At 69.3% G+C, this 26,595-nt stretch carries 24 protein-coding genes and 2 pseudogenes; 12 read left to right on the forward strand and 14 right to left on the reverse strand.

The features are described 5' to 3' along the window. The 3 genes and pseudogenes from ABFX55_RS28825 to ABFX55_RS50010 form a co-directional block, all read right to left on the reverse strand. Window positions 1-1,074 (reverse strand): beta family protein, encoded by a 1,074-nt coding sequence (locus tag ABFX55_RS28825; RefSeq protein WP_346125898.1) that lies wholly within the window; start codon window positions 1,072-1,074, stop codon window positions 1-3. A 171-nt stretch (window positions 1,075-1,245) separates the two neighbouring features. Beyond that, window positions 1,246-3,651, reverse strand: coding sequence for an ATP-binding protein (locus ABFX55_RS28830; protein WP_379478941.1), 2,406 nt, complete (start codon window positions 3,649-3,651; stop codon window positions 1,246-1,248). Between the two features lie 80 nt (window positions 3,652-3,731). Further along, window positions 3,732-4,091 (reverse strand): annotated as a pseudogene (locus ABFX55_RS50010) (AfsR/SARP family transcriptional regulator); the annotation flags it as partial. On the opposite strand from ABFX55_RS50010, the gene ABFX55_RS28835 reads away from it, so the two are divergent. Next, window positions 4,060-4,764, forward strand: coding sequence for a hypothetical protein (locus tag ABFX55_RS28835; protein WP_346125899.1), 705 nt, complete (start codon window positions 4,060-4,062; stop codon window positions 4,762-4,764). The pseudogene ABFX55_RS50010 and the gene ABFX55_RS28835 overlap by 32 nt on opposite strands. Before the next feature lie 1,135 nt (window positions 4,765-5,899). Next, window positions 5,900-7,114 carry a hypothetical protein gene (locus ABFX55_RS28840; protein ID WP_346125900.1) on the forward strand — a complete coding sequence of 405 codons (1,215 nt, stop codon included), beginning with the start codon at window positions 5,900-5,902 and terminating at the stop codon, window positions 7,112-7,114. Between the two features lie 316 nt (window positions 7,115-7,430). Here ABFX55_RS28840 and ABFX55_RS28845 read toward each other — a convergent pair whose 3' ends face one another. The 7 genes from ABFX55_RS28845 to ABFX55_RS28875 all read right to left on the reverse strand — a co-directional run bounded on the left by ABFX55_RS28845 (window position 7,431) and on the right by ABFX55_RS28875 (window position 13,100). Further along, window positions 7,431-8,753: a serine hydrolase domain-containing protein gene (locus tag ABFX55_RS28845; protein ID WP_346125901.1), complete on the reverse strand. Its 1,323-nt coding sequence runs from the start codon at window positions 8,751-8,753 to the stop codon at window positions 7,431-7,433. Between the two features lie 87 nt (window positions 8,754-8,840). Continuing rightward, a complete protein-coding gene (locus tag ABFX55_RS28850; RefSeq protein ID WP_346125902.1) occupies window positions 8,841-9,365 on the reverse strand; it encodes a hypothetical protein in 525 nt (174 codons plus the stop codon). Between the two features lie 80 nt (window positions 9,366-9,445). Then, a complete protein-coding gene (locus ABFX55_RS28855) occupies window positions 9,446-9,904 on the reverse strand; it encodes a hypothetical protein (RefSeq protein ID WP_346125903.1) in 459 nt (152 codons plus the stop codon). Between the two features lie 127 nt (window positions 9,905-10,031). After that, entirely contained in the window at window positions 10,032-10,436 is a 405-nt protein-coding gene (locus ABFX55_RS28860; protein WP_346125904.1) for an Imm7 family immunity protein, read from the reverse strand. 128 nt (window positions 10,437-10,564) lie between these two features. Next, window positions 10,565-10,984, reverse strand: coding sequence for a hypothetical protein (locus ABFX55_RS28865; RefSeq protein WP_346125905.1), 420 nt, complete (start codon window positions 10,982-10,984; stop codon window positions 10,565-10,567). A 93-nt stretch (window positions 10,985-11,077) separates the two neighbouring features. After that, window positions 11,078-12,052 carry an alpha/beta fold hydrolase gene (locus ABFX55_RS28870; RefSeq protein WP_346125906.1) on the reverse strand — a complete coding sequence of 325 codons (975 nt, stop codon included), beginning with the start codon at window positions 12,050-12,052 and terminating at the stop codon, window positions 11,078-11,080. A 220-nt stretch (window positions 12,053-12,272) separates the two neighbouring features. Then, on the reverse strand, window positions 12,273-13,100 hold the full coding sequence (locus ABFX55_RS28875; RefSeq protein WP_346125907.1) for a DUF6597 domain-containing transcriptional factor: 828 nt from the start codon (window positions 13,098-13,100) through the stop codon (window positions 12,273-12,275). On the opposite strand from ABFX55_RS28875, the gene ABFX55_RS28880 reads away from it, so the two are divergent. From ABFX55_RS28880 to ABFX55_RS28890, 3 genes are all read left to right on the forward strand, one after another. Beyond that, window positions 13,099-13,641, forward strand: coding sequence for a TIGR03086 family metal-binding protein (locus tag ABFX55_RS28880; RefSeq protein WP_346125908.1), 543 nt, complete (start codon window positions 13,099-13,101; stop codon window positions 13,639-13,641). The genes ABFX55_RS28875 and ABFX55_RS28880 overlap by 2 nt on opposite strands. Window positions 13,642-13,793: 152 nt before the next feature. After that, window positions 13,794-14,324: a SigE family RNA polymerase sigma factor gene (locus ABFX55_RS28885; protein ID WP_346131284.1), complete on the forward strand. Its 531-nt coding sequence runs from the start codon at window positions 13,794-13,796 to the stop codon at window positions 14,322-14,324. Beyond that, a complete protein-coding gene (locus ABFX55_RS28890) occupies window positions 14,321-15,328 on the forward strand; it encodes a hypothetical protein (RefSeq protein ID WP_346125909.1) in 1,008 nt (335 codons plus the stop codon). The genes ABFX55_RS28885 and ABFX55_RS28890 overlap by 4 nt, the downstream gene beginning before the upstream one ends. A 26-nt stretch (window positions 15,329-15,354) precedes the next feature. Here the strand turns inward: ABFX55_RS28890 and ABFX55_RS28895 are convergent, their stop codons facing one another. Continuing rightward, window positions 15,355-15,783 (reverse strand): DUF6355 family natural product biosynthesis protein, encoded by a 429-nt coding sequence (locus ABFX55_RS28895; RefSeq protein ID WP_346125910.1) that lies wholly within the window; start codon window positions 15,781-15,783, stop codon window positions 15,355-15,357. Window positions 15,784-15,956: 173 nt separating this feature from the next. Here ABFX55_RS28895 and ABFX55_RS28900 point away from each other — a divergent pair, with 173 nt between their 5' ends. From ABFX55_RS28900 to ABFX55_RS28910, 3 genes are all read left to right on the forward strand, one after another. After that, the gene (locus ABFX55_RS28900; protein ID WP_346125911.1) at window positions 15,957-16,160 is read left to right on the forward strand and encodes a hypothetical protein; all 204 of its coding nucleotides are present in this window, start codon (window positions 15,957-15,959) and stop codon (window positions 16,158-16,160) included. 134 nt (window positions 16,161-16,294) lie between these two features. Beyond that, complete coding sequence (locus ABFX55_RS28905) at window positions 16,295-17,056, forward strand: hypothetical protein (protein WP_346125912.1); 762 nt, start codon at window positions 16,295-16,297, stop codon at window positions 17,054-17,056. Between the two features lie 335 nt (window positions 17,057-17,391). Continuing rightward, window positions 17,392-18,009 carry a hypothetical protein gene (locus ABFX55_RS28910; RefSeq protein WP_346125913.1) on the forward strand — a complete coding sequence of 206 codons (618 nt, stop codon included), beginning with the start codon at window positions 17,392-17,394 and terminating at the stop codon, window positions 18,007-18,009. A 204-nt stretch (window positions 18,010-18,213) separates the two neighbouring features. Here ABFX55_RS28910 and ABFX55_RS28915 read toward each other — a convergent pair whose 3' ends face one another. Continuing rightward, the gene (locus tag ABFX55_RS28915) at window positions 18,214-19,041 is read right to left on the reverse strand and encodes a class I SAM-dependent methyltransferase (RefSeq protein WP_346125914.1); all 828 of its coding nucleotides are present in this window, start codon (window positions 19,039-19,041) and stop codon (window positions 18,214-18,216) included. Between the two features lie 396 nt (window positions 19,042-19,437). Here ABFX55_RS28915 and ABFX55_RS28920 point away from each other — a divergent pair, with 396 nt between their 5' ends. Next, window positions 19,438-20,289 carry a class I SAM-dependent methyltransferase gene (locus ABFX55_RS28920; RefSeq protein ID WP_346125915.1) on the forward strand — a complete coding sequence of 284 codons (852 nt, stop codon included), beginning with the start codon at window positions 19,438-19,440 and terminating at the stop codon, window positions 20,287-20,289. 380 nt (window positions 20,290-20,669) lie between these two features. Here ABFX55_RS28920 and ABFX55_RS28925 read toward each other — a convergent pair whose 3' ends face one another. Continuing rightward, the gene (locus ABFX55_RS28925; RefSeq protein WP_346125916.1) at window positions 20,670-21,077 is read right to left on the reverse strand and encodes a hypothetical protein; all 408 of its coding nucleotides are present in this window, start codon (window positions 21,075-21,077) and stop codon (window positions 20,670-20,672) included. A 352-nt stretch (window positions 21,078-21,429) separates the two neighbouring features. Continuing rightward, entirely contained in the window at window positions 21,430-21,957 is a 528-nt protein-coding gene (locus tag ABFX55_RS28930; protein WP_346125917.1) for a nucleotidyltransferase domain-containing protein, read from the reverse strand. Window positions 21,958-23,914: 1,957 nt separating this feature from the next. Here ABFX55_RS28930 and ABFX55_RS28935 point away from each other — a divergent pair. The 3 genes and pseudogenes from ABFX55_RS28935 to ABFX55_RS28945 all read left to right on the forward strand — a co-directional run bounded on the left by ABFX55_RS28935 (window position 23,915) and on the right by ABFX55_RS28945 (window position 26,381). Beyond that, window positions 23,915-25,756: an N-acetylmuramoyl-L-alanine amidase gene (locus ABFX55_RS28935; protein WP_346125918.1), complete on the forward strand. Its 1,842-nt coding sequence runs from the start codon at window positions 23,915-23,917 to the stop codon at window positions 25,754-25,756. Window positions 25,757-25,863: 107 nt separating this feature from the next. Next, window positions 25,864-26,016 (forward strand): annotated as a pseudogene (locus ABFX55_RS28940) (chromate transporter); the annotation flags it as partial. Next, complete coding sequence (locus ABFX55_RS28945; protein WP_346131286.1) at window positions 25,965-26,381, forward strand: chromate transporter; 417 nt, start codon at window positions 25,965-25,967, stop codon at window positions 26,379-26,381. The pseudogene ABFX55_RS28940 and the gene ABFX55_RS28945, both read left to right, overlap by 52 nt. Window positions 26,382-26,595 lie beyond the last annotated feature (214 nt).

Genomic DNA, 26,595 nt, shown 5'->3' on the forward strand with positions numbered 1-26,595 from the left:
CTACGGCCGCCGCAGGTGGTCCAGGCGGTGACGGACCATGGCGAGATGGTGCGACTGCCCGCAGGCCCGCCACGACGCGCGCGTGTTCGGAAGCGTGGAGGCGCCCGCCGCGAACTGTTCGATGTGCCGGTCGCCCCAGGAGAACGCCGCGCCCTGCGCAGGCCAGCCGTCCGAGTTGACCACCGCCTGGCACACCTTGCGGAAACAGTCGAACGCGCCCTCGCCCTCGCCCGCCGAGCACCGGTAGATCTTCCAGTGGTCGTCGACCGTGTAACACAGCTTCGGGTGGCGGGACAGCTGTCTGCCGGACGGCTTGCGCGGGCTGGCCACCCCGTAGTCGGCGTACCCGATCCTCCTGTGGCGACCGGCGTGCGACACCGCGGCCAGCCACACCCCCGCGTCGCGGCGCGGCGCCTCCACGGGGGCGTCCATGGGAGCGGCCGACACGCCGCCAGGCGGTGGGAAGGCGCCGCCTGCCAGGGTCACCGAGCGCCATGGGATACCCTCCGCCCAGGCCAGCGCCTCGCGGGCGCAGCGAACCTGTTGGGCCGCGGCATGGTCGGATTCGATGGCCCACAGGTCCACCAGGAGATCGACGTCGCGGAAGGCGAGCCCCATCCTGCGTAACAGGCCGGACAGTTTCGCGTCCTTGCTGCCGTGCCGGGGACCGGTCCATGGCAGGCGCAGGCAGGCGCCCCTTTGGTGCTCCTGTACGGCCTGCGCCACATCATCGAGATCGTCGGGGTCGTCGGTGAGGCGGAACACCGGTGTCGCGGCGTAGTGGAACTGCCCGATCGCCTCGAAGACGAGCCGCACGGCGCCGCCGACGTCAGGGCGGCCGTACTGCGTGACGAGATACCGGCAGTCGATCGCGAACCGCAGATCATCGGGAATCCGATGGACGACGTTCTTGGCCAGGTTCAACGCGTCCCCGTACAGCGTGCGCTCGTGGTGACCCTCGCCTGGCAGCGCTTCGATGATCGGCCTTGTGTTCGAGTGGTCATGGGCCGGGATGTTCTCCAGGGCGCGGAACTCGCCCTCTTTGGCTTTGACGATCGGCATGTACACCGTCATGACCTGGTTCTCCGTACGTAGGCGAACCGCGTGTCCGGTGCAGCGGCCGTCCCTCGCCTCCCGGCAGGCCGCCGTCTTTCCGGTAGCCCCGAGGGTGAACGCCCAGCCGCGCGACCGTCAATTGTCCGCGAAGACAGAGTTTCTGAGAGCGTGCCACCGTTCGCCTGTAGGTCAGGGGATGTCGTCCTGGCCCGCAGGCTCTCCTGACAGGGAGTCCAGCAGCCGCTCGTACTCCTGCTCGGCGTTGGCGTCGCCGAGCGCGCGCGCCATGGCCAGCGCCTCGCGCGCGCAGGCGGCGGCCTCCTCGATCCTGCCCTGGCCGCGCAGGCTCCTCGCCCTCACGGCCATCACCGAGGGCTCCAGCCGGCGGTCCCCGATCACGGCCAGCTCTGCCAGCACCTCTGTGCTGAGCCGCTCGGCCCGTTCGTGCTCACCGCGGTCGTTGGCCATGCGAGCAGCGATGAAGCTGATCACGGCCTGCGGCCTCCTGATCCCCTCGGCCACCGCGGCCGCCCAGCCGAGTATCGCCTGAGCGGTGTCCCATCTACCGGCCCCGTGGTGAACGGCGGCCATGTGACTGAGCATCAGGGACTCCGTCGCCCTGTCCCCCTCGTGGAGGGCGATCTCCCTGGCCTCCGTCATGTGGGCCAGCGCCGTCTCCGCCGCTCCCAGCGAGCGTTCGATGAGGCCGAGGTTGCCGAGCGCCAGCGCCCTGTAGGGGCCCTCGATCTCGGGCATGGCCTGGACGAGCAGGTCGCGCGCCGGCTCGTAACGCTTCTCGAACAGCTCGAGCGAGCCAAGGGAGACCAGCATCACCGCCGCGCCGTAGGAGTCACCGTGCTCGCGGCATAGCTCGAGCGCGATCGTCGAGCTCTCCCGCCAGTCGGACATGTTGCCTGTCAGCTCGTACAACCTGACGCTGAACAGCGCGAGGTCCCAGCAGGCGGCGACCCTGCCCATGGCGGCCGCCTGGCGCACCCAGGCCATCAGCGTGGCCCGTTCGGCCGCCAGCCAGCCCATCGGGTGCGCCGGCAGCACCTCGCCTTCGAGCCGCCAGCGAGGCGCGTCGCCGCGCGCGAGCTTGAAGCCGCCCGCGTACTCCCGCAGGTAGGCCTCCTCCCCCAGCGCCAGCAGGCAGCCGAGCACCCGGTCGAGCGCGGCCTCGCGCCCGGCCCGCGCCATCGACTCCAGCGCCCGTTCCCTCGCGAAGATCCGGACGAGGTCGTGGAAGCGGTAGCGTTCCTGTCCCGCCTCGTCGAAGCCGAGCTGCTGCACCAGCTGGGCCTCGGCCAGCTGCTCCAGCAGCTCCGCCGCCTCCGCCAGCGGGAGGTCCATCAGCGCCGCGGCGGTCCACGGCGCGAAGTCGGGCGCCTCGACCAGTCCGAGGAGTTCGAACAGCGCGCGCTCGGGCGGGGGAAGGTCGCGATGGCTGACCTCGAAGCTCGCCCTGACGTCGAGCTCTCCCGCGCGCAGCTCGTCGAGGCGACGCCGCTCCTGCTCCAGACGGTCGGCCAGCCTCCGTGGCGTCCAGCCAGGCCTGGTCACCAGCCTCGCCCCCGCGATGCGCAGGGCCAGCGGCAGCCGGTCGCACAGCTCAGCCAGGGCGAAGGCCTCGTCGGGGTCGACCCGCGCCACACGGCCGAGCAGCGTCGCGGCCTGCCCGCTCGACAGCACCTCCAGCGGCACAGGTCTGGCTCCCACCCCCGCGACCAGCCCCTCGAACCTGCTGCGTCCCGTGACCACCGCGAAGCAGCAGGGCGAGGCGGGCAGCAGGAGCCTGACCTGGGCCGAGTCGGCCGCGTTGTCGAGCAGCACGAGCAGGCGCCTGCTGCTGGCCAGGCCACGGTAGAGGGCGGCGCGCTGGTCGAGCCCGTCGGGCACTCGCATGACACCGAGCGCGGCGAGGAAGCGTTCGAGCACCTCCCCCGGGTCCCTGCCGCCCAGGTCGGCGTAGAGCTGACCGTCAGGGAAGCGGTGGGCGACGCGGTGGGCCCAGCGCACGGCGAGACCCGTCTTCCCGACACCGCCCACCCCGCTGATGGCCGCCACCCGCGCGCTGCCCTCCGACTCGAGAAGGTCGTCGAGGACGGCCAGCTCGGCCTGCCTGCCGGTGAACGCGAACACGTCGGGCGGCAGCTGGGCGGGGCGCACCGAGACCGTAGGCGGCTCCTCCCTCAGGATCTCGGCGTGCAGCTCGCGAAGGGCGCCGCCAGGCTCGATGCCCAGCTCGCCGGTCAGCAGCTCGCGTCCGTCGCGGTACAGGCGCAGCGCGTCGGCGCGCCTGCCCGCCTGGTGCAGGGCGCGCATGAGCAGCTCCCTGAGCCGTTCGCGCAGCGGATGCGCGAGGAGGTGGGGGTGCAGCTCGGCCGCGGCCTCGCCGTCGCGTCCGAGGTCGAGCAGGGCCAGCGCCCGCCGCTCGACGGCGGCCAGCCGCAGCTCCTCCAGTCTCGACGCCTCGACGCCGACGGGCGCCGCGTCGGCCAGGTCGGCGTAGGCGGGGCCGCGCCACAGCGCGAGCGCCCTTCCCAGGACCTCGGCGATCCGGGCGGGTCGTCGAGGCCGGCGGCCGAGGCGCACAGCCGCTCGAAGCGCTCGGCGTCGAGCTCGCCGGGGTGGACGGTGAGGAGGTAGCCCTCCGGCTGGCGGGTGAGGCGGTCGCCGCCGAGCGCCTGCCGTACGTGGTGGACGTGCCAGCGCAGCGTCGCGGGCGCGGGAGGGGCCTCGCCCCAGGCGGCCTCGGCCAGCCTGTCGGAGGGCATGGGCCTGTTCGCCTCGGTCAGCAGCACGGCCAACAGCGTGCGCTGTTTGGCGGAGGTCACCTCGACCGCTTCCCCGTCACGACTGATTGACAGCCGCCCTAACACCCCGAAATCCACCCGCCCCACGGTGGCACAACACCCGCCCCACGGCCACCTGGCCGCCCGGGCGGCGCGTTCGGTCGGCGTGACCCACGCGGGTGAGGCTTGGAGCGCCGATAATGAGCCGATGTCCGGATGGGAAGCCGCCAAGGCCCGCATGTACGACGTGTTCGGACACCTCCCGAGGCCCGAGCGCGTGGCCGGCTGCCCGCACTGCGTCGAGCCAGGCGAGGAGCGCTGCCTCCTGGCCGGGCCCGTCGGCTCGGTGGAGGCCGAGTCGCTGGCCCGCTACGCCGCCAAGGCCCTCACCACGTGGGGCGGCGTCACCGAGCTCCGCTACTTCCTGCCGCGCCTGCTCGAATGCGCGGCAGCGGACGCCTTCTCCTACCCCGACCCCGAGATCGTCCTCGGCAAACTCGCCTCCGCCGACTGGCGCGCCTGGCCGGAAGAGGAGCGGGATGCCGTGGCGGATTTCCTGAGCGAGTGGTGGGACGAAACGCTGCGCCACCATCCGGCCAGGCCACCGATCGACACGGTGCTGTGCGCCCTGGCCGCCACCGGCATGGATCTGACGTCCTGCCTCGACACCTGGAGCGGGCTCGACACCGACGCCTCGATCAGGCACCTGCACGACTTCGTCATGACCGGCTGGTCGGGCAGGCGCCTGACCAACGCCTTCTGGAACCGCGACAGCCCCGCCTACGAGCAGGCCCTCACCTGGCTCACCGGCGGCCCCGCCGCGACGGCGGTGGAGGCCGCGTTCGCCAGGCAGAGCCGAGAAGACCTGCTCGACCTGCTCGCCGCGATTCACACCGTCATAACGCCGCGATAACCCGGTTGAAGGTGTCGAAACGTTTGGCCGGGACCGGCAGGTGAGGCCATCCGTGGCTTTCTCGGCAATGCGATGAAAGGGCGCCGACAATCGGCCGGCGCGTAGCCGCAGGGGTTCACGGTCTCGCCGAGGGCTTCGGAGAACGACAATGCCGCGCCCCGCCTTTCAGGGCCGATCCGTCGCCCGGCAAGGTCCGGCCGGCCTTTGCATGTGCTTTCTTCGAGCGAGACAGACACAACATGCCGAGCAAATCCTGTTTGCGGCATTCGAGTTGACGTACAGACCATTCGCTCCCCCTTTTCAGGAGCGCGGCACTTCTTTCTCGTTCCAGCCCGCTGAGCGCCGTCGCCTCCGCAGGCTCGACGGCTTCTCCCGTCCGGCCCAGGCGTCCCGAGGCCGGCCCCGGGACCGCGACCGGCATGCCGTTCGGCTTGGGCGTCACCAATCCTTCGACCACGGGCAGCGGATGCCGGTCAGGTGACGAGCCCTGCCGGTTCCGCCGCACGTCAACAGGGGGGCGACCCTCGCCCCGCCGCGATCGCGGTCAACGAGCATCGGTTTCCCGTACCCCTTCCCGCGCCGATGCCCACCGCCAGACGGCCCGCACCTTACGCGAGCTTCGACCCAAAGAGTGCAATAAACAGCCGGTTGGCCTTTTTGGGAGGACTACACCCCTGGATATCCCTAAATGGGCAATTGTCCTTTTTGTGCGACGCTTGCCTCGCCATGCCATGCCGCACCGTCCTTAAAGTCCGCGAGACGGGACGGGAAAAGAGCCGATCAAGCGCTTCTCATGATTCTCCGTAGCGGAGAGTGGGTGCTTGACGCGGTGGCGCGCCCAGGCGGACGGCGGCGAGCGCAGTGGCGCCCCGCATGGAGCGGGAACGCGCACGCGGCGGGAAAATCCGACTTAGTCAAGCAAGGAGCTGGTTGCACAAAGAAGCGGGTAATGTCCGTTTATCCGCTGATCGGCCGGGATATCTACGTTCCGCGCAGATAATCCTTCAGGGTTACGAGGGGCGTTTTCCAGCGATTTGGCGACTAGCCATGCTGGGGCAAATTCAGTCTTTTCAGGGGGAATCACTCAATGAACAAGCTCAAGGGTGTCGTCACAGCGGCCGCCGTGTGCTGCGTTATGAGCGCCGGCACTGTGGGCCTGGGCGCCGCGACGGCCGCCACCGCTGCCAGCGCGAGCACCGCTTCCAGCGCCAGCACCGCTTCCAGCACCAGCTGGGGCGGCGGCTGCGGTGACCGCTGGGGCGGCGGCTGCGGTCACGGCTGGGGCAGGCACCTGTTCCACCGGTTCAACAGGCAGTTCCACAGGCAGCGTCAGTGGCAGAAGCAGCTCCAGCGGCAGATGCAGAGCCAGCAGCAGAACCTGCACCAGAACGTCAACTTCCACCTGAACACGACTGCCGACGCGGGCAGCACCGCCGACGCCGTCGCCAGGCAGCGCGCCGAGGCGGAGGCCAAGCAGCGCGCCGACGCCGACGCGCGTAACCGCAACGAGGTCGACGCAGACGCGGACGCCGACGCCAGGCAGCGCGCCGACGCCGACGCCCGTAACCGCAACGAGGTCGACGCAGACGCGGACGCCGACGCCAGGCAGCGCGCCGACGCCGACGCCCGTAACCGCAACGAGGTCGACGCAGACGCGGACGCCGACGCCAGGCAGCGCGCCGACGCCGACGCGCGCAACCGTACCGAGGTCGACGCGGACGCGGAAGCGCGCAACCGCGCCGACGCTGAGGCGGACGCCAGGCAGAAGGCCGAGGCTGAGGCCAAGCAGCGCGCCGAGGCCGACGCGCGTAACCGCAACGAGGCCGACGCCGACGCCCGCAACCGCAATGTGGCCGACGCCGACGCCCGTAACCGCAACGAGGCCGACGCCGACGCCCGCAACCGCGCGGACGCGGACGCGGAAGCCCGAAACCGCGCGGACGCGGACGCTCGCAACCGCGCGGACGCCGACGCCAGGCAGCGCGCCGACGCCGACGCCCGCAACCGCGCCGACGCCGCGTCGAAGCAGCACGCCGACGCCGACATGCACAACCACGCGGACGGCAAGCACCACGCCAAGACCGACCACCGCTGGGAGGACGCGAACGGCAAGCACCACCACGTCAAGAACGACACGCACGACTGGGCGAACGTGAGCATGCACGACGGCGCGGCCGACAAGGGCAACTCGGCGAACGGCGAGGCCAGGAAGCAGGTCGAGTCCGAGCTCAAGAACAAGTACGAGCAGGAGATGCGCAACAAGCTCGAGGCCGAGCTCAGGCAGAAGCTCGAGGCCGAGCTCAGGCAGAAGCTCGAGGCCGAGCGCGCCGGCGAGGCAGCCTGGTCCTGATCCGAAACCGGCGACAAGGTAGCCACCTGCTGTGCGACAGCGGGGGCTGACCTTCTGATCAGCGTCCAGCCTGTTTTTGATGGTCTGCCCCACTGTCAAGGCTGGAAGAGCACCGGCAGGTGGAAGCCGCCGCCGGAGGAAGTTCAGGAGCAGCCGCCGCCAAGTGAGAGCGTCGCGATGAACCCTGAGGGGCCGAGCGGACACACGTCCGCCCGGCCCCTTTCGGCCTGTCACGGCCGTCGACGCGGCGCCCGGGTCACGTGCGTGATCGGTGAGCGGTCAGGCCGCCCCCCTCACGACCAGAGCGCACCGACGGTCAGCGGATCCGCCTGGCCGCCCTGCCGCCCAGGTGCAGGAATGCGACCTCACCCGCATCGTCTCGCAGGAAGCGGCCGACGGCGCGCTGCGGGTCGGCGGCGATCGTCACGTCGTCATTGCCCTCGACCAGCGCGAGCGGCATATCGGGCATGCCCTCCACCCCTGCGGCCGTCAGTTCGGGTCGCAGGACGAATCGCGCTGTCAGACCCTCGTCGACCTCGAAGGTCCACTGCCCCGCGTCGTAGCTGCCCGCGTACTCCGGCGAGGGTTCGCGCAGCGCCAGCCGTACGGCCTGCGGTTCGGCGTCGAGCAGGTGCTCCAGGCACCAGTCGGTCACGAGCTTGCCCAGCGCCTTGCCGGGGGCGGAGTTGGTGAGCGTGGTGACGGCGAAGCCGCGCTCGGGCGCCAGCACGAACGTGGACAGCTGCAGGTTGCCGACGTTGCCGCCATGCGTGACCAGCCGCACGCCCGCCTCCTCCTCCAGCAGCCAGGGCAGTCCGATGCCGGTCCACGGCACCCCGATCCGGACGTGCTCGGCCTGCATCAGCTCCCTGGTGGCCGCTCCGACCGGTTCCTCGCCGCTCGCGCCCAGGTGGAAGGCGGCGTAGCGAAGCTGGTCGCGCACCGACGACACCAGCCCGCCCTCGGCCATGCAGTCGCGGAACAGCCCCCACGTGTGCGCGACCCGCGGGCCGTCCTCTCGTACGGCGTGCCCGACGGCGTGCGATCGCGTCGCGGCCTCCCAGGGGAAGAAGAAGCTGGAGCTCATGCCCAGGGGCTCGAGCACGACGCGCCTGACCACGTCCTCGTACGGCTCGCCGCACACGACCTCGATGACCCTGCCGAGCAGCCGGAAGCCGGCGTTGTTGTAGGAGGCGAGCGCTCCGGGCGGGAAGAGCTGGGGCAGCTGGTCGTAGGTGCCGATGGAGTCGGCCAGCGCCGTGCCGTCCCAGCTCTCGCCGTCGTCGATGTCGCCGAGGAACCCGCCGGTGTGGGTGAGCAGGTGCCGGATGGTCAGCTCGTCCGCGGCCCGTTCGTCGGCGAGCCGGAAGCCGGGCAGGTACTGGCGCACCCGCCCGTCCAGGTCGAGCCGGCCACGCTCGACGAGGTGCATGACCGCTGTCGCGGTGACCGTCTTGGTGGTCGACCCGATCTGGAACAGCGTGTCGCCCGTCACGGGAACCGGCGCGTCGACGCTGGTGACGCCGGTGGTGAGGACGTGCTCCACGCCGTCGATCAGCACGCCGACGGCGGCGCCGGGGACGTGGAGGGACTTCGCCTCGCTGTCGAGCAGGCTCTGCAGGGGGTTGAGGTCAGCCATTCGTTCATCCTGCTGACGGCGGGAGCGGTGGGCTTCGTCCGCCCGCACCATTTCCGCCGAGCCGTTCGTCCAGTCGCGTGGGAACGGTCAGCGGGGTCCCTCATGCTGCACCTCGTAGGCTTCGCGTAGCAGGCCCGGCGCCTCATGCCGGTGGACGGCGGACAGCGGTGTCCAGACGCGTCTCGCCATCGGCCGGTCGTAGCGCAGGAACGTGCCCAACGACACCTCCTCGTCCTCGACGATGATGACGAGATGCCCGGTGAGCATCCAGGAGCGGGCCTCGAGCCTGAGCCAGCGGTCACCACGCTCAGCGATCTTCCATCCCGCCACGCAGGTGGGGGACGTGCGCCGCTGGAGACGCAGGCCGAGCAGCACCCGCCAGATGAACTGTCCCTTCAGGCCCGCGACGTCTTCGAACGCCGCACGGGCCCACTGCTCGGGCGACCTGGGTGCGGCGGCACCTGTCACGATCGTGAAGAGGTCGACGTAGTCGGGGTCGGCGAGCGTGCTGAGCGCGCGAACCTCCTCGGGGACGTCGTGCTGCTGGAAGACGGTCAGCGTGGACGCGTTCTCGGACCGAACCACGTGGAGACGTCCTGGTTCGACGTTCATTCCTTGATTCCTTTCAGCTGATGAAGGCTGCCGAGGCGAACCGCCGGTGTTTCCTGCGGGGCCACCTCGCGGGGCGCGGGTCAGCCGCAATGACCCCAGTCACTGATCCATTCGGCGGTCTCCGTGGTCGTGGAGAAACGACCGACCAGCTGACCGCCGAACCTGACGCACTGGCCCTTGGCGTAGAGATAGGTGGGACCCGCGTAGCTGTGATACGCGCCCTTGTCCTGGGAGAGCTTGTCGTCACCCTTCCGCTGAACCCCCGCGGCGATGCGGGTCGTCGTGAAACTCCTGTCACGACGGGTGATCGCGCAGTTATTGCCGGTCGACCTGTTGTAGTAGAGGTAGACGACTCCGGCCACCAAGCCCGCCTTGCCCCGGATCGCGTGGGACTCCTGCAGGTAGTACCCCGCACCGCAGGACGGGCCCTTGACCGGCCCGGTGTTCGAGTCGGCATGAGCGGGTGCCACGCCGAGGACGACCGCTCCGACCAGTGCGACGGCACCAGCCATCGGTCCGACCCTCTTCGTCAGGCGCATCAGACTCCTCCTCATGTTCGGTGAAGGCGCCGATCATGGCGTCTCCCGCAACCTAACCTACGTACATGTCTGTACGTAAAGCGGGGTGACGGTAGCGGGACCTCAGCAGGTGGCCGTGCCAGAGGGGCTAGCGCTCCGGCGAGAGGTCCTCCACCGTGGGGATCACCGGGGACAGCAGCGGGTCGGCGTGCTCGCTCACCTCGCCGCGCACCAGCCGGAACACCCGGAACTCGTTCGGGTGGGAGCCCTCGTCATCCCATACGTGGAGCAGCCCGTAGGAGCCTGGCGCGATCCGCCCGACCCGCTCGAACAGCGCGATGAGAGCCTCGCCCCATCCGCCGTCGCGGTTGGGCTGACCGGCCAGATGGATGAAGGGTGTGCCGTTCATCCACCGCAGGTCGACCAGGCCGTAGCCGCGGAGTTCGGCCAGGCAGGCGCGGACCTCCTCCACCTGCCGCTCCAGCCGGCCACCACGGTCGTCCTCGACGCCGGCCGTCTCGCGGATGGTCACCCACCCGTGATACTCGAACATCCCCGCCCCTCAGACATCCCCGCCCCTCAGAGCCGCCGTCGATCGAGGCGCTCTGGCACGTCTCGCGCGTCCAGGAGCCCGCACCGTCGCGGCGCGGCGCTCCCGTCGGCTGCGTTCGTTTGAAGGGGTCAGTCCGGTGCCCAGTACTTCTCCAGGGTCTTCTCCAGGTCCCGCACCACCGGGCTCCAGGAGGCGGGCAGCGTGTAGCGGCTGATGCGGTGACCCCGGTAGGTGATCGTGTACTTGATGAAGTCGGCCCCCTGGGGCTGGGCCTCGGAGCGCCCGAGGCGCAGGAGCTTCAGGTGTCCGCGCAGCGTCCGCATCTCCTTCTTGGTCAGGCACTTGTCCACGGTCGGCCCCGTCCTGCGGCTCAGCCGCGCGCACCCGTCGGTGTACACGATCACGCGATCGGCGAGGCCCGCGAACCCGCCCTGCTTGTGGAGCGCGACCAGCGTCGTCTTCGCGGTGAACGCCTGGGCCGGCGGCGCGACGCCCGCGCCCAGAGTCAGGAGCAGTGCCGGTAGGAGCACGATTCGCCAGATCTTCATGTCTCTCTGACGTACCGGAGCGGCCAGCGGCTCACCGTTGCGCCAAGTCTGTCGCTCGGCGTCATGCCCGCGCGGCGCGATCGCCGCGCACGGTCACCGCCGTCCGTGCGCGGAAGCGACCTCCTGGATCGCGTCGAGGACGAGGTCGGGCTGACCGTGCTGCACGTAGTGGTCCGTCGTGGTCGCGACCACCAGGCGACCGCGGGTCGACAGCGCGGCCAGAGTCCTGGCCTGCTCCGTGACGGCCGCAGGCTGGCCGGCAGCGGAGATCACCACGACAGGCAGGTCACCCCACGCTCGCGGTCGGACCGTCGCGCGGACCTGGGCGGCGCTGTCCACTCCTGCCCAGGCCTCGGCCCGTGCGGCCGCCATGCTGCCGGACCCGTAGACGACGACGGCATGGCGGCGAGCCGCCGCGGTGGCCTCGGCAGGCACGAAGGCGTCGCCCATCAGCCGGAGAAGGCCGAGGCGGGCGGCGACCTGGTAGGCGGTGAAATGAACGGCCATCAGTGGCCGGGAGATCTGAAGCGCCTCGACTGCCGTCTCGTCGGTCACGTCGATCAGCACCAGTCCGGCGGTCAGGTCCCGCCAGCGATCGGCGAACACGCGTATGGCGTTGCCGCCGTAGGAGTGCCCGACGAGGACGTACGGCCCCGCCTCCCCTGCGGCGGCCAGCATCGTGCGCAGTTCGCCCGCGGCGCGCTCCGCCGTACCCTGCGAGGGGCCGTCATCGCTCCAGGCGTATCCGGCCCGGTCGTAGGAGCACACCCGGTTGCCCGCGGAGAGCCGCCACTGGATCACCTCCCAGCTCGCGCTCGATTCCGCCAGCCCCGCTTCCAGCACGACCGTGGGGGCGCCGGCCCCGGTGCAGTGCAGGTGCAGGCGGTGACCGCCCACATCGACCAGCCGCCCAGGTGCCTTGTGGTGTTCGGGGTCGCTCTGCCGGGCGATCGTCTCGTAGCCGAACCCGGCGCCCGCCGCCAGCACGAGCAGGCCCGCGCCCCAGACGGCGACCCGCCGCAACAGCCGCCGCAGCCATCCGCCTGGCCGCGCATTTCCCTGCGTCATGCCTTGAATCTAGGTTTGGGGTCGGCCCGTTTCATCCTCCGCCCGGATGGCACCGGATCAGGACCAGCGCCCCCACGGCCGCCCTTTCCTCCTCCATCAGGATGACGAACGACCCTGTCCCCCCGAGCACCGGATGTGCGGCGAGACGGCGTCGCGCGGCTGATGATCCGGCGACCAGCGCGGCCAGGCCGGTAGCGACCGCCGGCCGCCTCGCTGAGGATCAGGGCCGGCCGCTGAGCCGGGCGTAGGCCGCGGGCGGCATGCCCACCGCGGCGGTGAAGTCGCGGGTCAGGTGGGCCTGGTCGGTGTAGCCGAGTTCGGCGGCCAGCGTGGCGAGGTCGAGGCCCTGGCAGACCCGCTCCGCGGCCTCGTGCAGCCGGAAGCGGCGGATCACCCACTTGGGTCCGATGCCGACATAGTCGTGGAACAGCCGCTGCAGCGAGCGCACCGACCGCCCCGATCGGGCCGCCAACTCGTCGACCCTGGTCATCGACACGTCGCCCTCCACCATCGCGACCAGCGCCGCCACCTCCCCGGCCACCGGATCCTCCTCAGGACCCAGACCCAGCAGGAACGTCTCGGTGAGCGCGACGGCGGCCAGGGGGTCGGGTTCGGCCAGGACCTGCTCGACCAGGGTCGCGCCCGCTGCGCCGTACATCTCGCCGATCTCCACGAAGCGGCCGGTCAGCTCGGAGACCGGGCCGCCGAGGAACGGCCGGAAGCCGCCGGGACGGAAGCGTGTACCGAGCACGCGGCCGCTGTCCCGCATCGTGTGGGAGAACCCGCCCTTGATCACTCCCGCGATCCGGTCGAAGTCCTGAGCGATGATCATGTTCACCGTGGGGTGGGAGACTATGCGCTGTTCGTACGGCTCGGCGAGGTCGGCCCAGGTGACGACCCAGAAGTGCTCCACATACGCCGACATCTCCGGCGACGGCGCGTATCGGGCGAAATCGAAGGCGTTGAGCCCCGCCCGCGGGTCGACCCAGCCGCGCTGTCGCGTTTCTACAAGCCGCCTGCGAGACGGGCGAGGCACCATGGCTGCCATGGACGACATGATGCCGCTGCTGACGCGCGCCACGGAACGGACCTCGGGATTGGTGCGCGCGGTGCCGCAGGAGCAGTTCGGGTCGCCTACGCCCTGCGCGCAGTTCGACGTCAAAGACCTGATCACCCACATGGAGTGGGTGGCGGAGCTGTTCGAGTCGCTGGGCCGCAGGGGACCCTACGTCGAGCAGGGACCTTACGCGGGCGACTTCCCCGAGCGAGCGGAGCGCACGCTCTCCTCCTGGTCACAGCGCGAGGCATGGGACGGGACCGACCCCGTCATGGGCCTGCCGATGACCGCGCTGGCCCACATGTACCTCGTCGACCTGGTCGTGCACGGCTGGGACCTGGCCAGAGCCACCGGTCAGCCGTACGAGCCGGAGCCCGAGGCCGTCTCGCGCGCGCTGGCCTTCTCCGAGCAGATGGCGGGGACGGGCAGGCAGCGCGGCGTCTTCGGGCCACAGGTGGCGGTGCCGGACGACGCCCCGGAGTTCCACCGCCTGCTCGGCGTCATCGGCCGGGATCCGGCCTGGACATCGTGAACCGCTCCGGCCCTTCCGGCTCCTCGCTCGGGTAGGAGCCGCCCGGCTTCGGCCCCTTTGCCGATCTCGTCTCCCCTTCCGAGGATCCGCTCCCCCGTCAGGAAACGGCGGTGAAGACCGTCACGTACCGGGGCAACCCGTCCCGCCACTCGATGCGTCAGTACCGTCGACAGGCGACAACGGGAGGCCCGCAGGTGGCGGACAGATCGATATTTCCGGAGTTCGTGGCGACACGCTCCGACCGGCTGTTACGAACGGCCTACCTGTTGACGCACAACTGGGCCACGGCCGAGGACCTCCTCCAGGAAGCCCTGGCCAAAGCCTGGTTCGCCTGGTCCAGGGTGGACGACCCCGAGCCGTACCTGCGCAAGGTCATCGTGACCACGTACACCTCCTGGTGGCGGCGCCGATGGCGGCGTGAACTGCCGAGCGACGAGCTGCCCGAACCGGCGGCCTGCGACGCCACGCGCGGGTTCGACGCTCGCGACTCGCTGTGGCGGGTGGTGGGGCAGCTGCCCGCGAGGCAGCGGGCGGTGATCGTGCTGCGCTTCTATGAGGATCTGTCGGTCGCCGAGGCGGCGGCCGTACTGGGCTGTGATCCAGGCACGGTCAAGAGCCAGACGGCCAAGGCGCTGGCCAAGTTGCGGGTGGACGAGTCGATCGTGAAGGAGCTGCACCGATGACCGTGCAGGAGTTGCGTGACGTGCTGCGCGGGCGGGCCGAGTCCGTGCCTCCGGCCAACCCGGCCCGCCCGGCGCAGGTGCGGGCCCGCATCCGCCGCCGGCGGCTGCGCAGGAGCGCGGTGGCGGGCGTCGCGGTCGCGGCGCTGGCGTCCGCCGGATCCGTCCTCTTCCCCGGTACGGCCCAGCGACCGCCCGACCACACCGCGGTCGCCGTCCAGCCGCCGCCTTCGCTGCCGGAGAGCTTCACCGCGCCGGACGGCACCGCCTACCGCCGAGTGGGCGCGACCAGCATGCGCGCCTCCGGCAAGGAGAGAATCACGATCAAGGTCCCGTACACGGGCAGGCCTCTCGACGTTGCGGGCGTTTGCGCAGGAGAAGGCAACCACGCGCCCCGGTTCTACGTCGCCGGTGGTCCGAAGCAGGCCGGGTTCTTCAGCCGCTGCTCGCGGCAGAGGCAACTGCAGCCCCTCCACGTGCCCGCAAGCGGCTCCCCGGTGGAGGTCGTCTTCGATGCCAGAACCTCCGGCACGGCCTGCACGAGGAGCAACGCGCACGCCGCGTGCGTGCCGCAGCAGGACAAGCCCGCCGAATGGTCGCTGGCGGTCTACGAATGGACGCCGCCACCCCAGCCTGTCGTTCCCGACCGGCCGCGCGACCTGCCGTCCAGACTCGACGGCTGGAAGCTGGAGGAGACCAGATCCGGCAGCTGGCCGGAGGACGGTGACTCGGTCACCTTCGACGTCACAGGCGACGGCGGCAAGCTGGGCGTAGATCAGATCTGCACCGGCGACCTGGCCAGGCGGCTGTGGTTCAACCTCAAGGTGAACGGTGAGGACACGGGATCCAGCAGCTGCGGAGTCTGGGAGGACGACGAGTTCCCCTCAGCGATGAACGAGATCGAGGCCCCCGCGGGCCGGGGCGTCACCATCACGATCTCGCTCGACCTGCGGGGGGAGCACACGAACCGGCCGGTGCGCTGGTCGGTCGGCCTCTACAGGAAATAGAGGACCACATGTGTCCGGACAATTCGCTAGCACAAGTAACCCGTGTACCAGGCATGGGAGGCCCGATCAAAGGTCTCGAGGACTCTGTCCTGCCATGGCTGCATACAGGCGTAGTTGTTGGGCCAATTACGGTAGTCGACTTCGACCTCGACCTTACTGCTTCCGCAGTGCCAGTAACGGAGGTCCGCATTCCAGGCGGTACTGACGCGATAGGCGCCACACCGCACGCCCACAGGGGCCTCGAAAACACTGACGCCATTGGAGGCGGTGCGTGGAGCGTGGCCGTTGGACGCCTGCGCGGCGGGTGCGGCCACGGCGATGCTTCCCACGGCCGCGGTGGCCAGGGCGATCCTGGACATGGTGGTGAACAGGCTCATGCCTCCCCTTTTCTGTCCGTGCGCGTAGCAGCGATTGTCGCCATGTATCGCGGCCCGGCCAAGAATGAACAGCGCCATTGACCGTCGGTATCCTGCCATTCACACTCCCTGGGCTTTCCGCATGGGGAATATGCGCTGATCGCATACGCGGGGCCTATCCGAACGCACGCCCAGGGGGTCTTGCGCGTCCGCACAACGAAATCCCGCCGCGCGGTCGTGCGGTGCCCTGATCTACTGATGCGGGCACGTCGATGCTGACCTACAACAGCAGCCTGCTCAGCCAGACCCATCCCGAGCGGCTCGCCGACAGCGCACGCCGCGCGCTGGAACTGGTCGCGGACGGCAAGATCGGCATCGACATCGCCGCCGAACACGAGCCGGCCGACGTCGAGAGCGCCATCGCCGACCTCGCCGGCGGAGCGACCCGCGGCAAGAGCATCGTCAGGATCGGATGACACCAGTCCCGGTCCGCCCAGGACGCTGTCGTGATCAAGGCTGTGGCGGCCTCCCGCTGCGCGCCGCCGAGACGGCATCGTGATCACTGCTCGGCAGAATCGACTGGCACTGCCGCCGATCGAAGGATCCCTTGATGAAGCAGGTTGTCGCCGTGCTCCTGGCCGGCGTCTCCATCGCCACCCCCGTCCAGGCCGCCGTCACCCCCTCCGACCCGGTCTCGGCGCTGAAGAGCCGGATGACCGCAGGCAAGGGCGTGACGTTCGCCGACGTCACCTCCTACGTGGAGCTTTCGGGCAGGACCAGGGTCATGAGCCGCAGGGGAACGCTCCAGTACGGCAAGTCGGGGATCACCGCCTCCGACGTCTCCGTCAAGGCCGCCAGCGGGAACGGGAGGTCCGACGTCTTCGTCGACGAACACGTCATCACCGTGGGAAAGGTCTCCTACAGGAAGGGCGGACTGTTCGCCCAGAGGGGGCCCAAGGGCAAGCCCTGGGTCAGGATCGACAAGTGGCTGCCGGTCGGGTTGAGCGGCGCGTTCAGCCAGCCCGTCAACGCCACCGAGCCCGAAACGCTCAAGGCGCTGACATCCGCAGGGAAGCGGTCGGGCCGGACGTACACGGGGAACGTCACCTTCAGGCAGCTCTGGAAGATCTCCCCTTGGGCACGGGCGAGCCTGGTGCGCAAGGAGAACGACGAGCTCATCCACTACACGCTCACGCTGGGCCCCGACAACCTGCCCAGGAAGCTGGTGACGACCTACCTGACGGACGGACATTGGCCCGGGAGGGGCACGGCGGGCGACGAGATCCACAACGAGACCGCCTACAAGGGTTGGGGCGGCCGCTACACGATCACGCCTCCGCCAGCGAGCCAGGTCTACGCGGGCAAGAAGTAGCCGGGGGCGGCCGTGTCACGACACGAATACCGGTCGCTGGGCGGGGCCGCGCGGCAAGGGAGCCGCACGAGCATCCTGCCCACGCCGAAGCCCAGCCCGGCCGGCCGGCCCGGGTTCAGTCCTTCCGGCCTGGATGGGCTGAGCGGTCACCCGGTGCCGGTCGCCCGCCCGGTGCAGGGTGGTGCAGGAGGCCAGGAAGGCCAGATCGAGGAGGGACGAGCGCCCGATCATGGTCCGCCACTGGACGCCGTCCTGCAGCCTGATCATCATCCGAGGGAGCGGCTCGGCGGAGGCCACCCGGCGGGTGAGGTGCATGTTCAGCGCCGGACTGCCAGATGAGTTTTGGCAACTTCGCCCGTAAGGTGCGCGACACGACCTTGCCGTACCGGCATCGGGTATCCTCGCTTCGCTCATGCGTACAGCTCTACCGGCCGATCGGTTTCAAGGCGACGCTGAGCTTCCTGGAGGCTGAGGCCGGGCGGTTCCGAACGGATGAGGCCGCCCTGCTGCGGGCCCTCAGCACGCTCGAGGCCAGCCGCGCCGCCTGGCAAGCAGAACTTCGCACGTACGCAGCCGCCCGCAGACACGCGAAGAAACGGGGCCGGCGATCCCCGCACCCCACCGACGCCAATCCGAACACTCCCGCACACTGGTACGGTGCCCGCCGGCAGGCGGCGCTCCACGCCGTACGCTTTTGGCACCGACGACGACTCGCCGCCCTGATCGATGACGATGACCCGACTTCGCAGAGTCTGGCGGAGTGCGTGCAGGCCTGTCTCGACGCGGACGGTCATCTGACACTCGTCCAACGCCGGCTCCTGATCAGCTGCATCGACCAACTCGCGACCCGTCTGAAGCCTGTGCGGTGGAACGACAACAGCACGGACTACTTCCGCACTCGGGATCTGCTCACAGTGGCTCGGCACCTCGAGACGGCGACGTCGCTGCCGTAACGACGACACCAGAGCGGCGACCCGGTCAGCAGGACGCTCTGCCTGCGCAGGAAGCTCAGAACACTCGCGCCGGCCTCGCGAATGGGCGACATCTTGTCCCGTCCGTTCCCGATGAAGCACACGATCACGCCGCCGCCAGCGAGCCAGGTCTACGCGGGCGCAAGAAGTAGCTCAGGGGGCGACCTGGTCCCGACACGAATACCGTCAGGCCTGGCGGGCGCGGACGAACCAGACGTCCTGGATGGTGGTCACCAAACGCTCGGGCAGCGGCGGCAGCCAGTCGCAGCGGCCCTCGGCGATGTCGCCGTGCAGCGCCGCCTGCGCCGACCAGCCGTACGGCCCCAGCCACTCCACCGGATCGCGGAACGAGCCGACGAACGGCGAGCCGCGCTCGCTCATCTCCCGCAGGAAGTCCTGCCGGGCGGGATCGGTGAGGAACCGGTCGTGCGGCCCGTCGAACGTCAGCCACGAGCCCGGCGCCGACAGCACGGTCATGGCCTCGGCCAGCGCCCGCCCCTGCGGCTTCGTGAGGTAGTAGAACAGACCCTCCGCGATCCAGTGCACCGGCTGCTCGGGGTCGAAGCCCGCGGCGAGCAGCGCGACCGTCCAGCCGTCCTCGCGCAGGTCCGCCTCCACGACCTCGACCCGGCATCTGGCGGTGAACCCGGCCGCGCCGAGCAGCTCCGCCTTGCCGGCGAGCTGGCCTGGCAGGTCGACTTCGTAGTAGCTGAAGCCCTGGTCGAGTGGCAGCCGGTAGGCGCGGGAATCGGTGCCCGAGCCCAGGCACACGGCCTGCCGTACGCCTGAGTCGAGCAGCGTCAGATCGCCGAGCCGCCCTCTGATCGGCACCACCTCCGACGGCAGCCCCTTGCTGCGGATCTCGTCATAGCTCGCCTCGGACTCCGAGGTGACGAAGGCGGCGGCGCAGGGATCGTCCAGGTAGGCGTCCGCCTGAGCGCGCTCCCTGGACCTGATCACGGCCATCCAGTCGCTGGTGAGCATCACGGACCTGGCCTGCACCTCATCGCCCATCGAAACGCCTCACTCTTCGCACGCGAATCCTGACTTGCAGTCATCATGCCTGATGGCGTCCCATCGAAGCCGCAGGGGCCCGAGGCGCGGGCCGAACGGACGACAAGCGGATCGGCGAACATCGCACGGTCCGGCACCAGCCGGCACGGCCGGCGCTTCCGTACCGACCAGAGGCGCGGGCGGCCGGCGATCGCGGCCACGCCGGACCACAACGTGCAGCACGCTCAGCCCGACCTCGTCCCGGACGCGACGTCTCCGGTCGATTAAGCCGACTGTAATAGTGCATTTATTAGCGAGTGACTCGAAATTAATCTTCATACGCTATGATAAGCGCGGGCATTATGAATAGGCATTTAGCATCGTCGTTCCAAGCACCAGAAAAAGGAACGGCGACATATGCACGCAGCGCAGCCCAGCCAGACCGCGCTCATCACGGCAGCCTCCCGTGCGGCCCACCTCGTGGTGGACCAAGAGCCCTTCATCTTCCGTGACACCGTGGCCGCCTCTCTGCTCGGCGAGCTCGCCGAGCAGTTCATCGGCTACCACCGGTCCCACGGCGACCACGTCGTCCTGTCGGGCACCCGAGCCCAGGTGACGGCCCGCAGTCACTACACCGAGCGCCGCCTCGCCGAGCTGGCCCGCGACGGGCTGGAACAGTACGTGGTGCTCGGCGCGGGACTCGACACCTTCGCCTGCCGTCCCGGCCCGCAGGTCAAGATCTTCGAGGTCGACCATCCCGCCACCCAGCGGTGGAAGCGCGACCTGTTCGCGGCCGCAGGCGTCACGCCCTCGCGCGGCCTGGCCTTCGCCCCCGTGGACCTCGAGACCGACGACCTGATGGCCAGCCTGCGCGCCGCCGGGTTCGATCCGTCCAAACCGGCCCTGGTGAGCTGGCTCGGCGTCTCCATGTACCTCACACGGGACGCGGTCGCCGCCACCCTGTCCACCGTAGGTCGCTTCGCCCCAGGCACGGAGCTGGTGATGGAGTACGCCCTGCCGTCCGCGTTCCGCGACGAGCGGGGCGCCGCGTTCGCGGACTTCGCCCTCCCCGCCGCCGCTGAGCGCGGCGAGCCCTGGCTGACCTTTCTCGCCCCAGACGACCTGTCCGCCCTCCTCGTTCAGCACGGCCTCAGGGCGACCGAGCACGTACGGCAGGCTGACAGCATCGCCCCCGTGCTCTGGCGCCGCTCCGACGGCCTACGCCCGGCCGACCTGTGCCGCCTGGCTCGCGCGACCGTGTTGCGCTGATTGCCCATGACAAGTGAGGCAGGTACGTGGCCCAGCCAGTGCCCGCCTGACTGACAGTGAGCTTCGGCGCCGTCCTCCTCGGTGTACTGCAGCAACGCCTTCAGGCAACTCGGCCCTGCCGGCGGCGCATACCAGGGGTGACGGCGATGCGGCTGCTGTCCAGCTGCCCTCCACGGCCGGTGGAGGAGGTGCCGCCGAACTTCGTCGCCGGCACCACCTGGTCCCGGCGCCCTTTGACGGCTCGGCCCACCTCGTTGGCGAGGGCCCCGGCCGGCCTCCGCGCCTCGCGTGGCAGAGGGATCTCAGTCGACCGCATGTGGGAACGCAGCTTCGACCTGGTCGCAGGTGTCACGCATCGCTGAGCGTTCGCCCAGCCCAGGTCACCGGCCGCCGATGAAGTACCTGGCAGGGATGAACAGCTCGTGCCCGGTGTCGAAAAGCACCCGCACCCCGGCGGTCGTCCACTCGGTCGTCTTCACAGAGTCGGCGGACGTTTCGATGTCCACCCGGTGGCCGTAGGAAGAGCTGGGATCCCGGCCGACGACGATCTGGTGTGACTCCCCGAGAAGGGCACTCTGGCGAACCAAGGCCAGCAGATGCTTGGAATCGTCGACGTACGCCACCGTGGCTGGCTGATCGCTGCGGTATACCACCTCGGGCTGCGGCCACTGCGCCGCGACGGACAGCGCCACACCCAACGCGATGCCAAGAACGACCAGCCCGAGGCCCTTCAGCCGCCCGGATCGGTTCGGGCGGGCCAACGGCGGTTCCACGACAAAGGGTGTCATTTACGGCCTCCGTAATGGTCAACTACATAGTTCGTCGCTCCGCGCCGACTTCGACCTTCTCCGGGCTCGCGTCCTGCGCTACATCTAACGGAACCACGCTCTGTCACCGAGATCATCGAAAGTGAGCCAGAGCCCATCTTCTCCGCGCGCTCAACAGCGAGCCGATCTCAGTGCAGTTGCTCCGCTCATCACGGAGGCCCCTGGTTCTGGCGGGAATCGCGCTCTACGCCCGCAGACGCGCCTGGCGCCACCTTCCCCAGGAAGGCGCGGCGCAGTGGCCCGCCGGTCTTGGGCGAGTCAGGGCCAGGCCGAACCCGGGTCGAGTAGGCGCACTCGGCCACGCCCCGCGCCGCTACCGGAACCGCTGATAGTCGTCAGGGATGGGAATGCCGAACCTCTCGCACAGTGCTGAGACATCGGCCCAGTCCTCGGCGTCGACGGCATAACCCGTATGGAACCTGACCAGCCATTCCGGACTGATGCAGGCCACATCGCGGCCGCCGATCCGGCCGACGCCGGCCAGGGCCGGCGCCGGATAGCTCTCGCCGTTCTCGGGCGGGCCATAGACACCATGGCCGTCCTCGTCGAGGGCGATGACGTGGAAGTCGATCTGGTGCCCCTCGTCATCGCCGAACACGAAGTTCCACGCTCTGGTGTCGTCACGGGGAACCGGCCGGTATCCGCGCTCTCGCAGAGCGACGGTGACCGCCGGCACATCGTGCTCCTGTACGACGACGTCCAGATCGGCATGCGGCCGTGTCTGGGAACCGAGACACGCGTCCACCGCCCAACCGCCGTCCAGCCATGCGCGGACGCCCAAGCTGTCCATCAGGGCCAGCAGCCCCTGGACATCGTCTGCGGTCATCTCCGGTTCGGTCACGCTGACAAGTGTGTCGCCCCGGTGTGTACCCCTGGCACTGATTTCGGAGCACAAGGCCTTCAGGAAGCGCCGGCCATCACGAGCCGGCGTCTGGTGGCACGTACCTTGGCCTGCAGAACATGTGGGCGGCTGACTTCGCGACCGTACGGACGGTCGAGACCGAATCGTGGATCACCCGTCGGCACCAGGGCAGAGGGCTGGGGACCGAGGCCCGGGCGGCGATGCTGTAGCTGGTGTTCACGCATCTGGTGCTCCGGAGGCCAGGACCGACTGCGGCCACCCCGTCGGCTGGCGACCTCTCCACCCAACGGCCGAAGCCGTTCTGTGAGCGATGTCGAGCATGACGCTCAACTCCATAACGTTTGTTTACTAGGAGATCAACATCCTAAAACTGCGCTATGGGTATCTGTCGCATGCCGCACTATCGCGGTATTCACAGAGAGAATGTAGGACAATTCGATGGCTTCTCAAAGGGGCATATATAGGCCCTTCGCTCGAACGCTAACCCTGGTGCTGGCGGTTATCACCTCCATGGCGGGGCTCGTTCTGGCCTCATCGCACCAGGCGTCAGCCGACGTCGCCGCAGGACGGACACAAGCAGCCGGGCTGCACGAACAGCTCCTCCTTCGCGGAGGGCCCTGCTGCAGTAGGCACCGCCGCCACCACCATGGCTGCACCCACTGCCCGCCGGGCGCGCGAGGACCGAAGGGCGACAAGGGCGACAAGGGCGACAGAGGCCCTCAGGGGGATAGAGGAACGCCAGGAACGCCGGGAACGCCAGGGGCCCCGGGAACGCCAGGGGCGCCGGGCCCCAGAGGCCCGGCGGGCCTATCCGGTTTGGAAGTCACTCCCAGGCAGACAGAGTCGATCCCGGCGGGAGCCATCAGAGGCTTCACCGTCCAGTGCCCGGCCGGCAAGGTGGCGGTCTCGGGCAGTTGGCTCGTGACGAACTCCCCGCAAGCCAGAATATTCTCTTCTCGCCGGGAAACCCCTACAAGTTGGAGCTTCGGATTCGCGAACGACAGCAACCTGGCTTTCGATGTGGAGTTCAGCGTCCTATGCGCTTTCTCCAGCTGACGGAGCGACATAGTCGTTCAAATAGGCCCACTAGTAGCGAGACGGCTATCACCGCATAGAAGAGTGGATCCCTCTAGATGTCTAAAAAATATCTAGAGGGATCGGGGCACCACCTCGACGGCCGCCTGTTTCGCTCCGAAAAGCGGCAAGCCCGTCCCCAAGTCCGCCTACTCCCGCCTGTGGGCCAAGACACGAGCGCTCGCACTCACTCCCGAGCAGCCGGCCTCGCCCCTGATGGTCAGGCACTACGACCTGCGTCACGCGGGCGTCACGGGGCGCCGGTGTCCCGGCGGCACAGTCGCCGAGCGGGCTGGGCACAGCGTCGAAGTCGTGCGACGGATCCACCACCGATGCATGTTCGGCTACGACGACGTATGGATCGACCGCATGGATCACGCCCGTCAAAAGATCAGACGATCATGAACTGCGAACGGATCGCACATCCCGTCGTATGGCGTCTCCACGTGTCCTGAATGGGAAGATCGCGCGGGCATTCGATCAAACAAAAAGCCAGGTCAGATGCCTCTGACCTGCGAATATACCCCCTGCAGGATTCGAACCTGCGCGCCCGGCTCCGGAGGCCTCTCCACGATCAAGATTGCAAGCCTGGGGCCTGGCCCGCAACGGGCTCGCAAGGCTTGAAACCTGCGCCCGTGAAAAGCCTCCGGCAACAGTTGGCCCCTGAGCGATTTACCACGTACGTGAGGGGACGGCGCGCTCGTCGCGGCCGTCTGGAATCGCATGTGTGACTCCCGGCGACAGGCGCGCAATCGCATCCGCGAAGGATCTCTTCGCGTTGCCACAAGAGAGCGGAAAATCATGCCATTTCGCCTCCGGTGGAGAAGGCGTCCATGCGACGGTGCAGGTGGAGGTGGTTGTGATGACCACGATGCCGAAAGCGTTCGCGCAGGCCGCGAAGAGACACGGCGTACCCGAGAGCATCCTGCTCGCCGTGTCCTACATGGAGTCGCGCTGGGACTGCAACGGTGGCAGGCCCAGCACGGCCGCCGGATTCGGCCCCATGCACCTGACCGACGGCGTCGCGCTGAGCAAGTCGCGGCACCACCACATCGACGAGGGCGAGGACCCGCGCGGCGACGACTCCCGCCCCCCGCTGCATCCCACCGAGCCGACGGAGTGGCAAAACCGCTTTCCCGCGTCCCTGCACACCCTGGAGCGTGCCGCCGAACTGACCGGGGAGAGCCTCGAGCGCCTGCGTAAGGACCCGGCGGCCAACATCGACGGCGGCGCGGCGCTGCTCGCCGACTACCAGCAGGCCCTGGGCGCCCCGCCGAGCGCCGACCCCGCCGACTGGTACGGCGCGGTGGCGCGCTACTCGGGCGCTTCGGCCGAGGAGATCGCGGCGGACTTCGCCGACATGGTGTACGACGTCATCCACGAGGGCGCCACCCGAATGACCGACACCGGTGTGGAGGTGACCCTGTCGCCTTCTCCCGAGGTGCACCCGTCCCGCTCCTGGCTGACCCGGCTGGACCTGCCCCACCTGGCTGGCGCCGACGCCGTGGAGTGCCCCGACTCGATCTGCTGCGAATGGATCCCGGCGCTCTACAGGAGACTGCCAGAGGGCAAGTACGGCAACCACGACGTCGCCGACCGCCCCACCACCCAGACGATCCAGTACATCGTCATCCACGACACCGAGGAGCTGTACGACAAGACGCTCGACCTCGTACAGGACCCGTCGGAGATGAGCTGGCACTACACGCTGCGCTCGCGCGACGGTCACCTCGCCCAGCATGTGCTCACCAAGGACGTGGCCTGGCACGCCGGCAACTGGTACGTCAACACCAAGGCGATCGGCCTGGAGCACGAGGGCTTCCTCGCCGCCGGCGGCACCTGGTACACCGAGGCGATGTACCGCACGTCCGCCAAGCTGGTGCGTTACCTGGCCGACAGGTTCGGCGTCCCGCTGGACCGCGCCCATGTCATCGGCCATGACAACGTGCCCGGCTTGGTGCCGGCCAAGGTGGAGAAGATGCACGAGGACCCGGGCCCGTACTGGGACTGGGCCCACTTCTTCGACCTGATGGGTGCCCCCCTGCGCCCCGACGGCGATTCCGGCACGGCCACGGTCATGATCCTGCCCGACTACGACCGCAACCGTCCGCACTACATCGGCTGCGACGAAGACCACCCTGACGCCACCTGCCCACCGCACGGGTCGGCCTCGGTCTGGCTGCACACCGAGCCGCGCGAGGAGTCGCCCCTCGTGAAGGACATCGGCAAGCACCCGACGGGTGAGTCCACCTTCAGCGTGTACGATCACTCCGCCCGCGCCGTCACCGGCCAGCGCTACGTTGTCGCCGAGCGACGGGGCGACTGGACGGCCATCTGGTACCTGGGCCAGAAGGCATGGTTCCACAACCCGGGTTCCGATCCCGTGGCCGTACCCAGCCGTACCCTGATCGCGACGCCCCGGCCGGGCCTGACGTCGGTTCCCGTGTACGGCCGCGCGTACCCGGAACCGGCGGCGTACCCGGCGGACGTGGAGGTGCAGCCGCTGATCCCGCTGCAGTACACGTTCCCTGCCGGACAGTCGTATACGGTCGGCCTGACCACGACCGGCGAGTTCTACAAGGCGACGACCTTCGACACCACGCTGCATCGCGTGGTCCGCGGAACCCAGAAGTACCACCAGATCCAGTTCGGCCACCGCGTCATGTTCGTCAAGAGCGAGGACGTCGTGGTGACCGAGGCGTGAGCGTCGCTGTAGTTGGCAGCGGAGCGTGCCCTCCTGCCGTACACGCTCCGCTGCCCATGGACCTGGACGCGGTGGCCGTCTGGTGGCTGCCGGTGGCCGCCGTCGCCATGCTCACCGGTCTGTTCTTCTCTGGCACCGCGCTCATCACCTTCGGTGGCGCCTACGCCGTGCTCGCCTTCGTCGCCCAACGTGCGGTGGAGACCTACGCCTGGCTGTCACCGACCGAGATGGTCCGCGGGCTCGCCCTGGCGGAGAGCACCCCAGGACCGCTGATCATGGTGTCCAGTTCGTCGCCTTCCTCGGCGCCTACCGTGACCCCGGCGTCCTCACGCCGTGGGCGGGCGCGCTGCTCGGGGCCCTGCTGACCACATGGGTCACCTTCGTGCCGTGCTTCCTGTTCATCCTCCTCGGCGCGCCGTACGTCGAACGGCTGCGGCACAACGCGGCGATCAGCGCCGCGCTCACAGACATCACCGCCGCGGTGGTCGGCGTCATCGCCAACCTGGCGCTCTACTTCGCCGAACACACGCTGTTCAGCACCGTCTCCGCGGAGAGGCCGGCCCCTTCGCCGTGCAGCTCCCGGTGCTGCACTCGGTCAATCTGGTCGCGCTCGGGATCACCGTGATCGCGCTCGTCATGACCTTTGTGCTGCGCCGGCCCATGCCGCGCATCCTGGCCCTGTGCGCTGCGCTCGGTCTGTGCACGTCCCTGTGCCGTCGATAGGCTGAGGTACAGGTTCCTGGGAGGTGAGCGCGTGGCATCCCGGATCCCCCTGCTGGTGGCGAGCACACTCGTCCTGCTCTGCGCGGCCTGTACGGCCGACCCCCAGCCACAAGCCG

This window comes from Nonomuraea roseola (assembly GCF_039535395.1).
Classification (GTDB): Bacteria; Actinomycetota; Actinomycetes; order Streptosporangiales; family Streptosporangiaceae; genus Nonomuraea; species Nonomuraea roseola.

Bases quoted from the DNA above. Each gene is read 5' to 3' on its own strand.
- ABFX55_RS28825 (WP_346125898.1), bottom strand. From the start codon at position 1,074: ATGACGGTGTACATGCCGATCGTCAAAGCCAAAGAGGGCGAGTTCCGC.
- ABFX55_RS28835 (WP_346125899.1), top strand. From the start codon at position 4,060: ATGTCCGGATGGGAAGCCGCCAAGGCCCGCATGTACGACGTGTTCGGA.
- ABFX55_RS28840 (WP_346125900.1), top strand. From the start codon at position 5,900: ATGAGCGCCGGCACTGTGGGCCTGGGCGCCGCGACGGCCGCCACCGCT.
- ABFX55_RS28845 (WP_346125901.1), bottom strand. From the start codon at position 8,753: ATGGCTGACCTCAACCCCCTGCAGAGCCTGCTCGACAGCGAGGCGAAG.
- ABFX55_RS28850 (WP_346125902.1), bottom strand. From the start codon at position 9,365: ATGAACGTCGAACCAGGACGTCTCCACGTGGTTCGGTCCGAGAACGCG.
- ABFX55_RS28855 (WP_346125903.1), bottom strand. From the start codon at position 9,904: ATGCGCCTGACGAAGAGGGTCGGACCGATGGCTGGTGCCGTCGCACTG.
- ABFX55_RS28860 (WP_346125904.1), bottom strand. From the start codon at position 10,436: ATGTTCGAGTATCACGGGTGGGTGACCATCCGCGAGACGGCCGGCGTC.
- ABFX55_RS28865 (WP_346125905.1), bottom strand. From the start codon at position 10,984: ATGAAGATCTGGCGAATCGTGCTCCTACCGGCACTGCTCCTGACTCTG.
- ABFX55_RS28870 (WP_346125906.1), bottom strand. From the start codon at position 12,052: ATGACGCAGGGAAATGCGCGGCCAGGCGGATGGCTGCGGCGGCTGTTG.
- ABFX55_RS28880 (WP_346125908.1), top strand. From the start codon at position 13,099: ATGGACGACATGATGCCGCTGCTGACGCGCGCCACGGAACGGACCTCG.
- ABFX55_RS28875 (WP_346125907.1), bottom strand. From the start codon at position 13,100: ATGGCAGCCATGGTGCCTCGCCCGTCTCGCAGGCGGCTTGTAGAAACG.
- ABFX55_RS28885 (WP_346131284.1), top strand. From the start codon at position 13,794: ATGCGTCAGTACCGTCGACAGGCGACAACGGGAGGCCCGCAGGTGGCG.
- ABFX55_RS28890 (WP_346125909.1), top strand. From the start codon at position 14,321: ATGACCGTGCAGGAGTTGCGTGACGTGCTGCGCGGGCGGGCCGAGTCC.
- ABFX55_RS28895 (WP_346125910.1), bottom strand. From the start codon at position 15,783: ATGGCGCTGTTCATTCTTGGCCGGGCCGCGATACATGGCGACAATCGC.
- ABFX55_RS28900 (WP_346125911.1), top strand. From the start codon at position 15,957: ATGCTGACCTACAACAGCAGCCTGCTCAGCCAGACCCATCCCGAGCGG.
- ABFX55_RS28905 (WP_346125912.1), top strand. From the start codon at position 16,295: ATGAAGCAGGTTGTCGCCGTGCTCCTGGCCGGCGTCTCCATCGCCACC.
- ABFX55_RS28910 (WP_346125913.1), top strand. From the start codon at position 17,392: ATGAGTTTTGGCAACTTCGCCCGTAAGGTGCGCGACACGACCTTGCCG.
- ABFX55_RS28915 (WP_346125914.1), bottom strand. From the start codon at position 19,041: ATGGGCGATGAGGTGCAGGCCAGGTCCGTGATGCTCACCAGCGACTGG.
- ABFX55_RS28920 (WP_346125915.1), top strand. From the start codon at position 19,438: ATGCACGCAGCGCAGCCCAGCCAGACCGCGCTCATCACGGCAGCCTCC.
- ABFX55_RS28925 (WP_346125916.1), bottom strand. From the start codon at position 21,077: ATGACACCCTTTGTCGTGGAACCGCCGTTGGCCCGCCCGAACCGATCC.
- ABFX55_RS28935 (WP_346125918.1), top strand. From the start codon at position 23,915: ATGACCACGATGCCGAAAGCGTTCGCGCAGGCCGCGAAGAGACACGGC.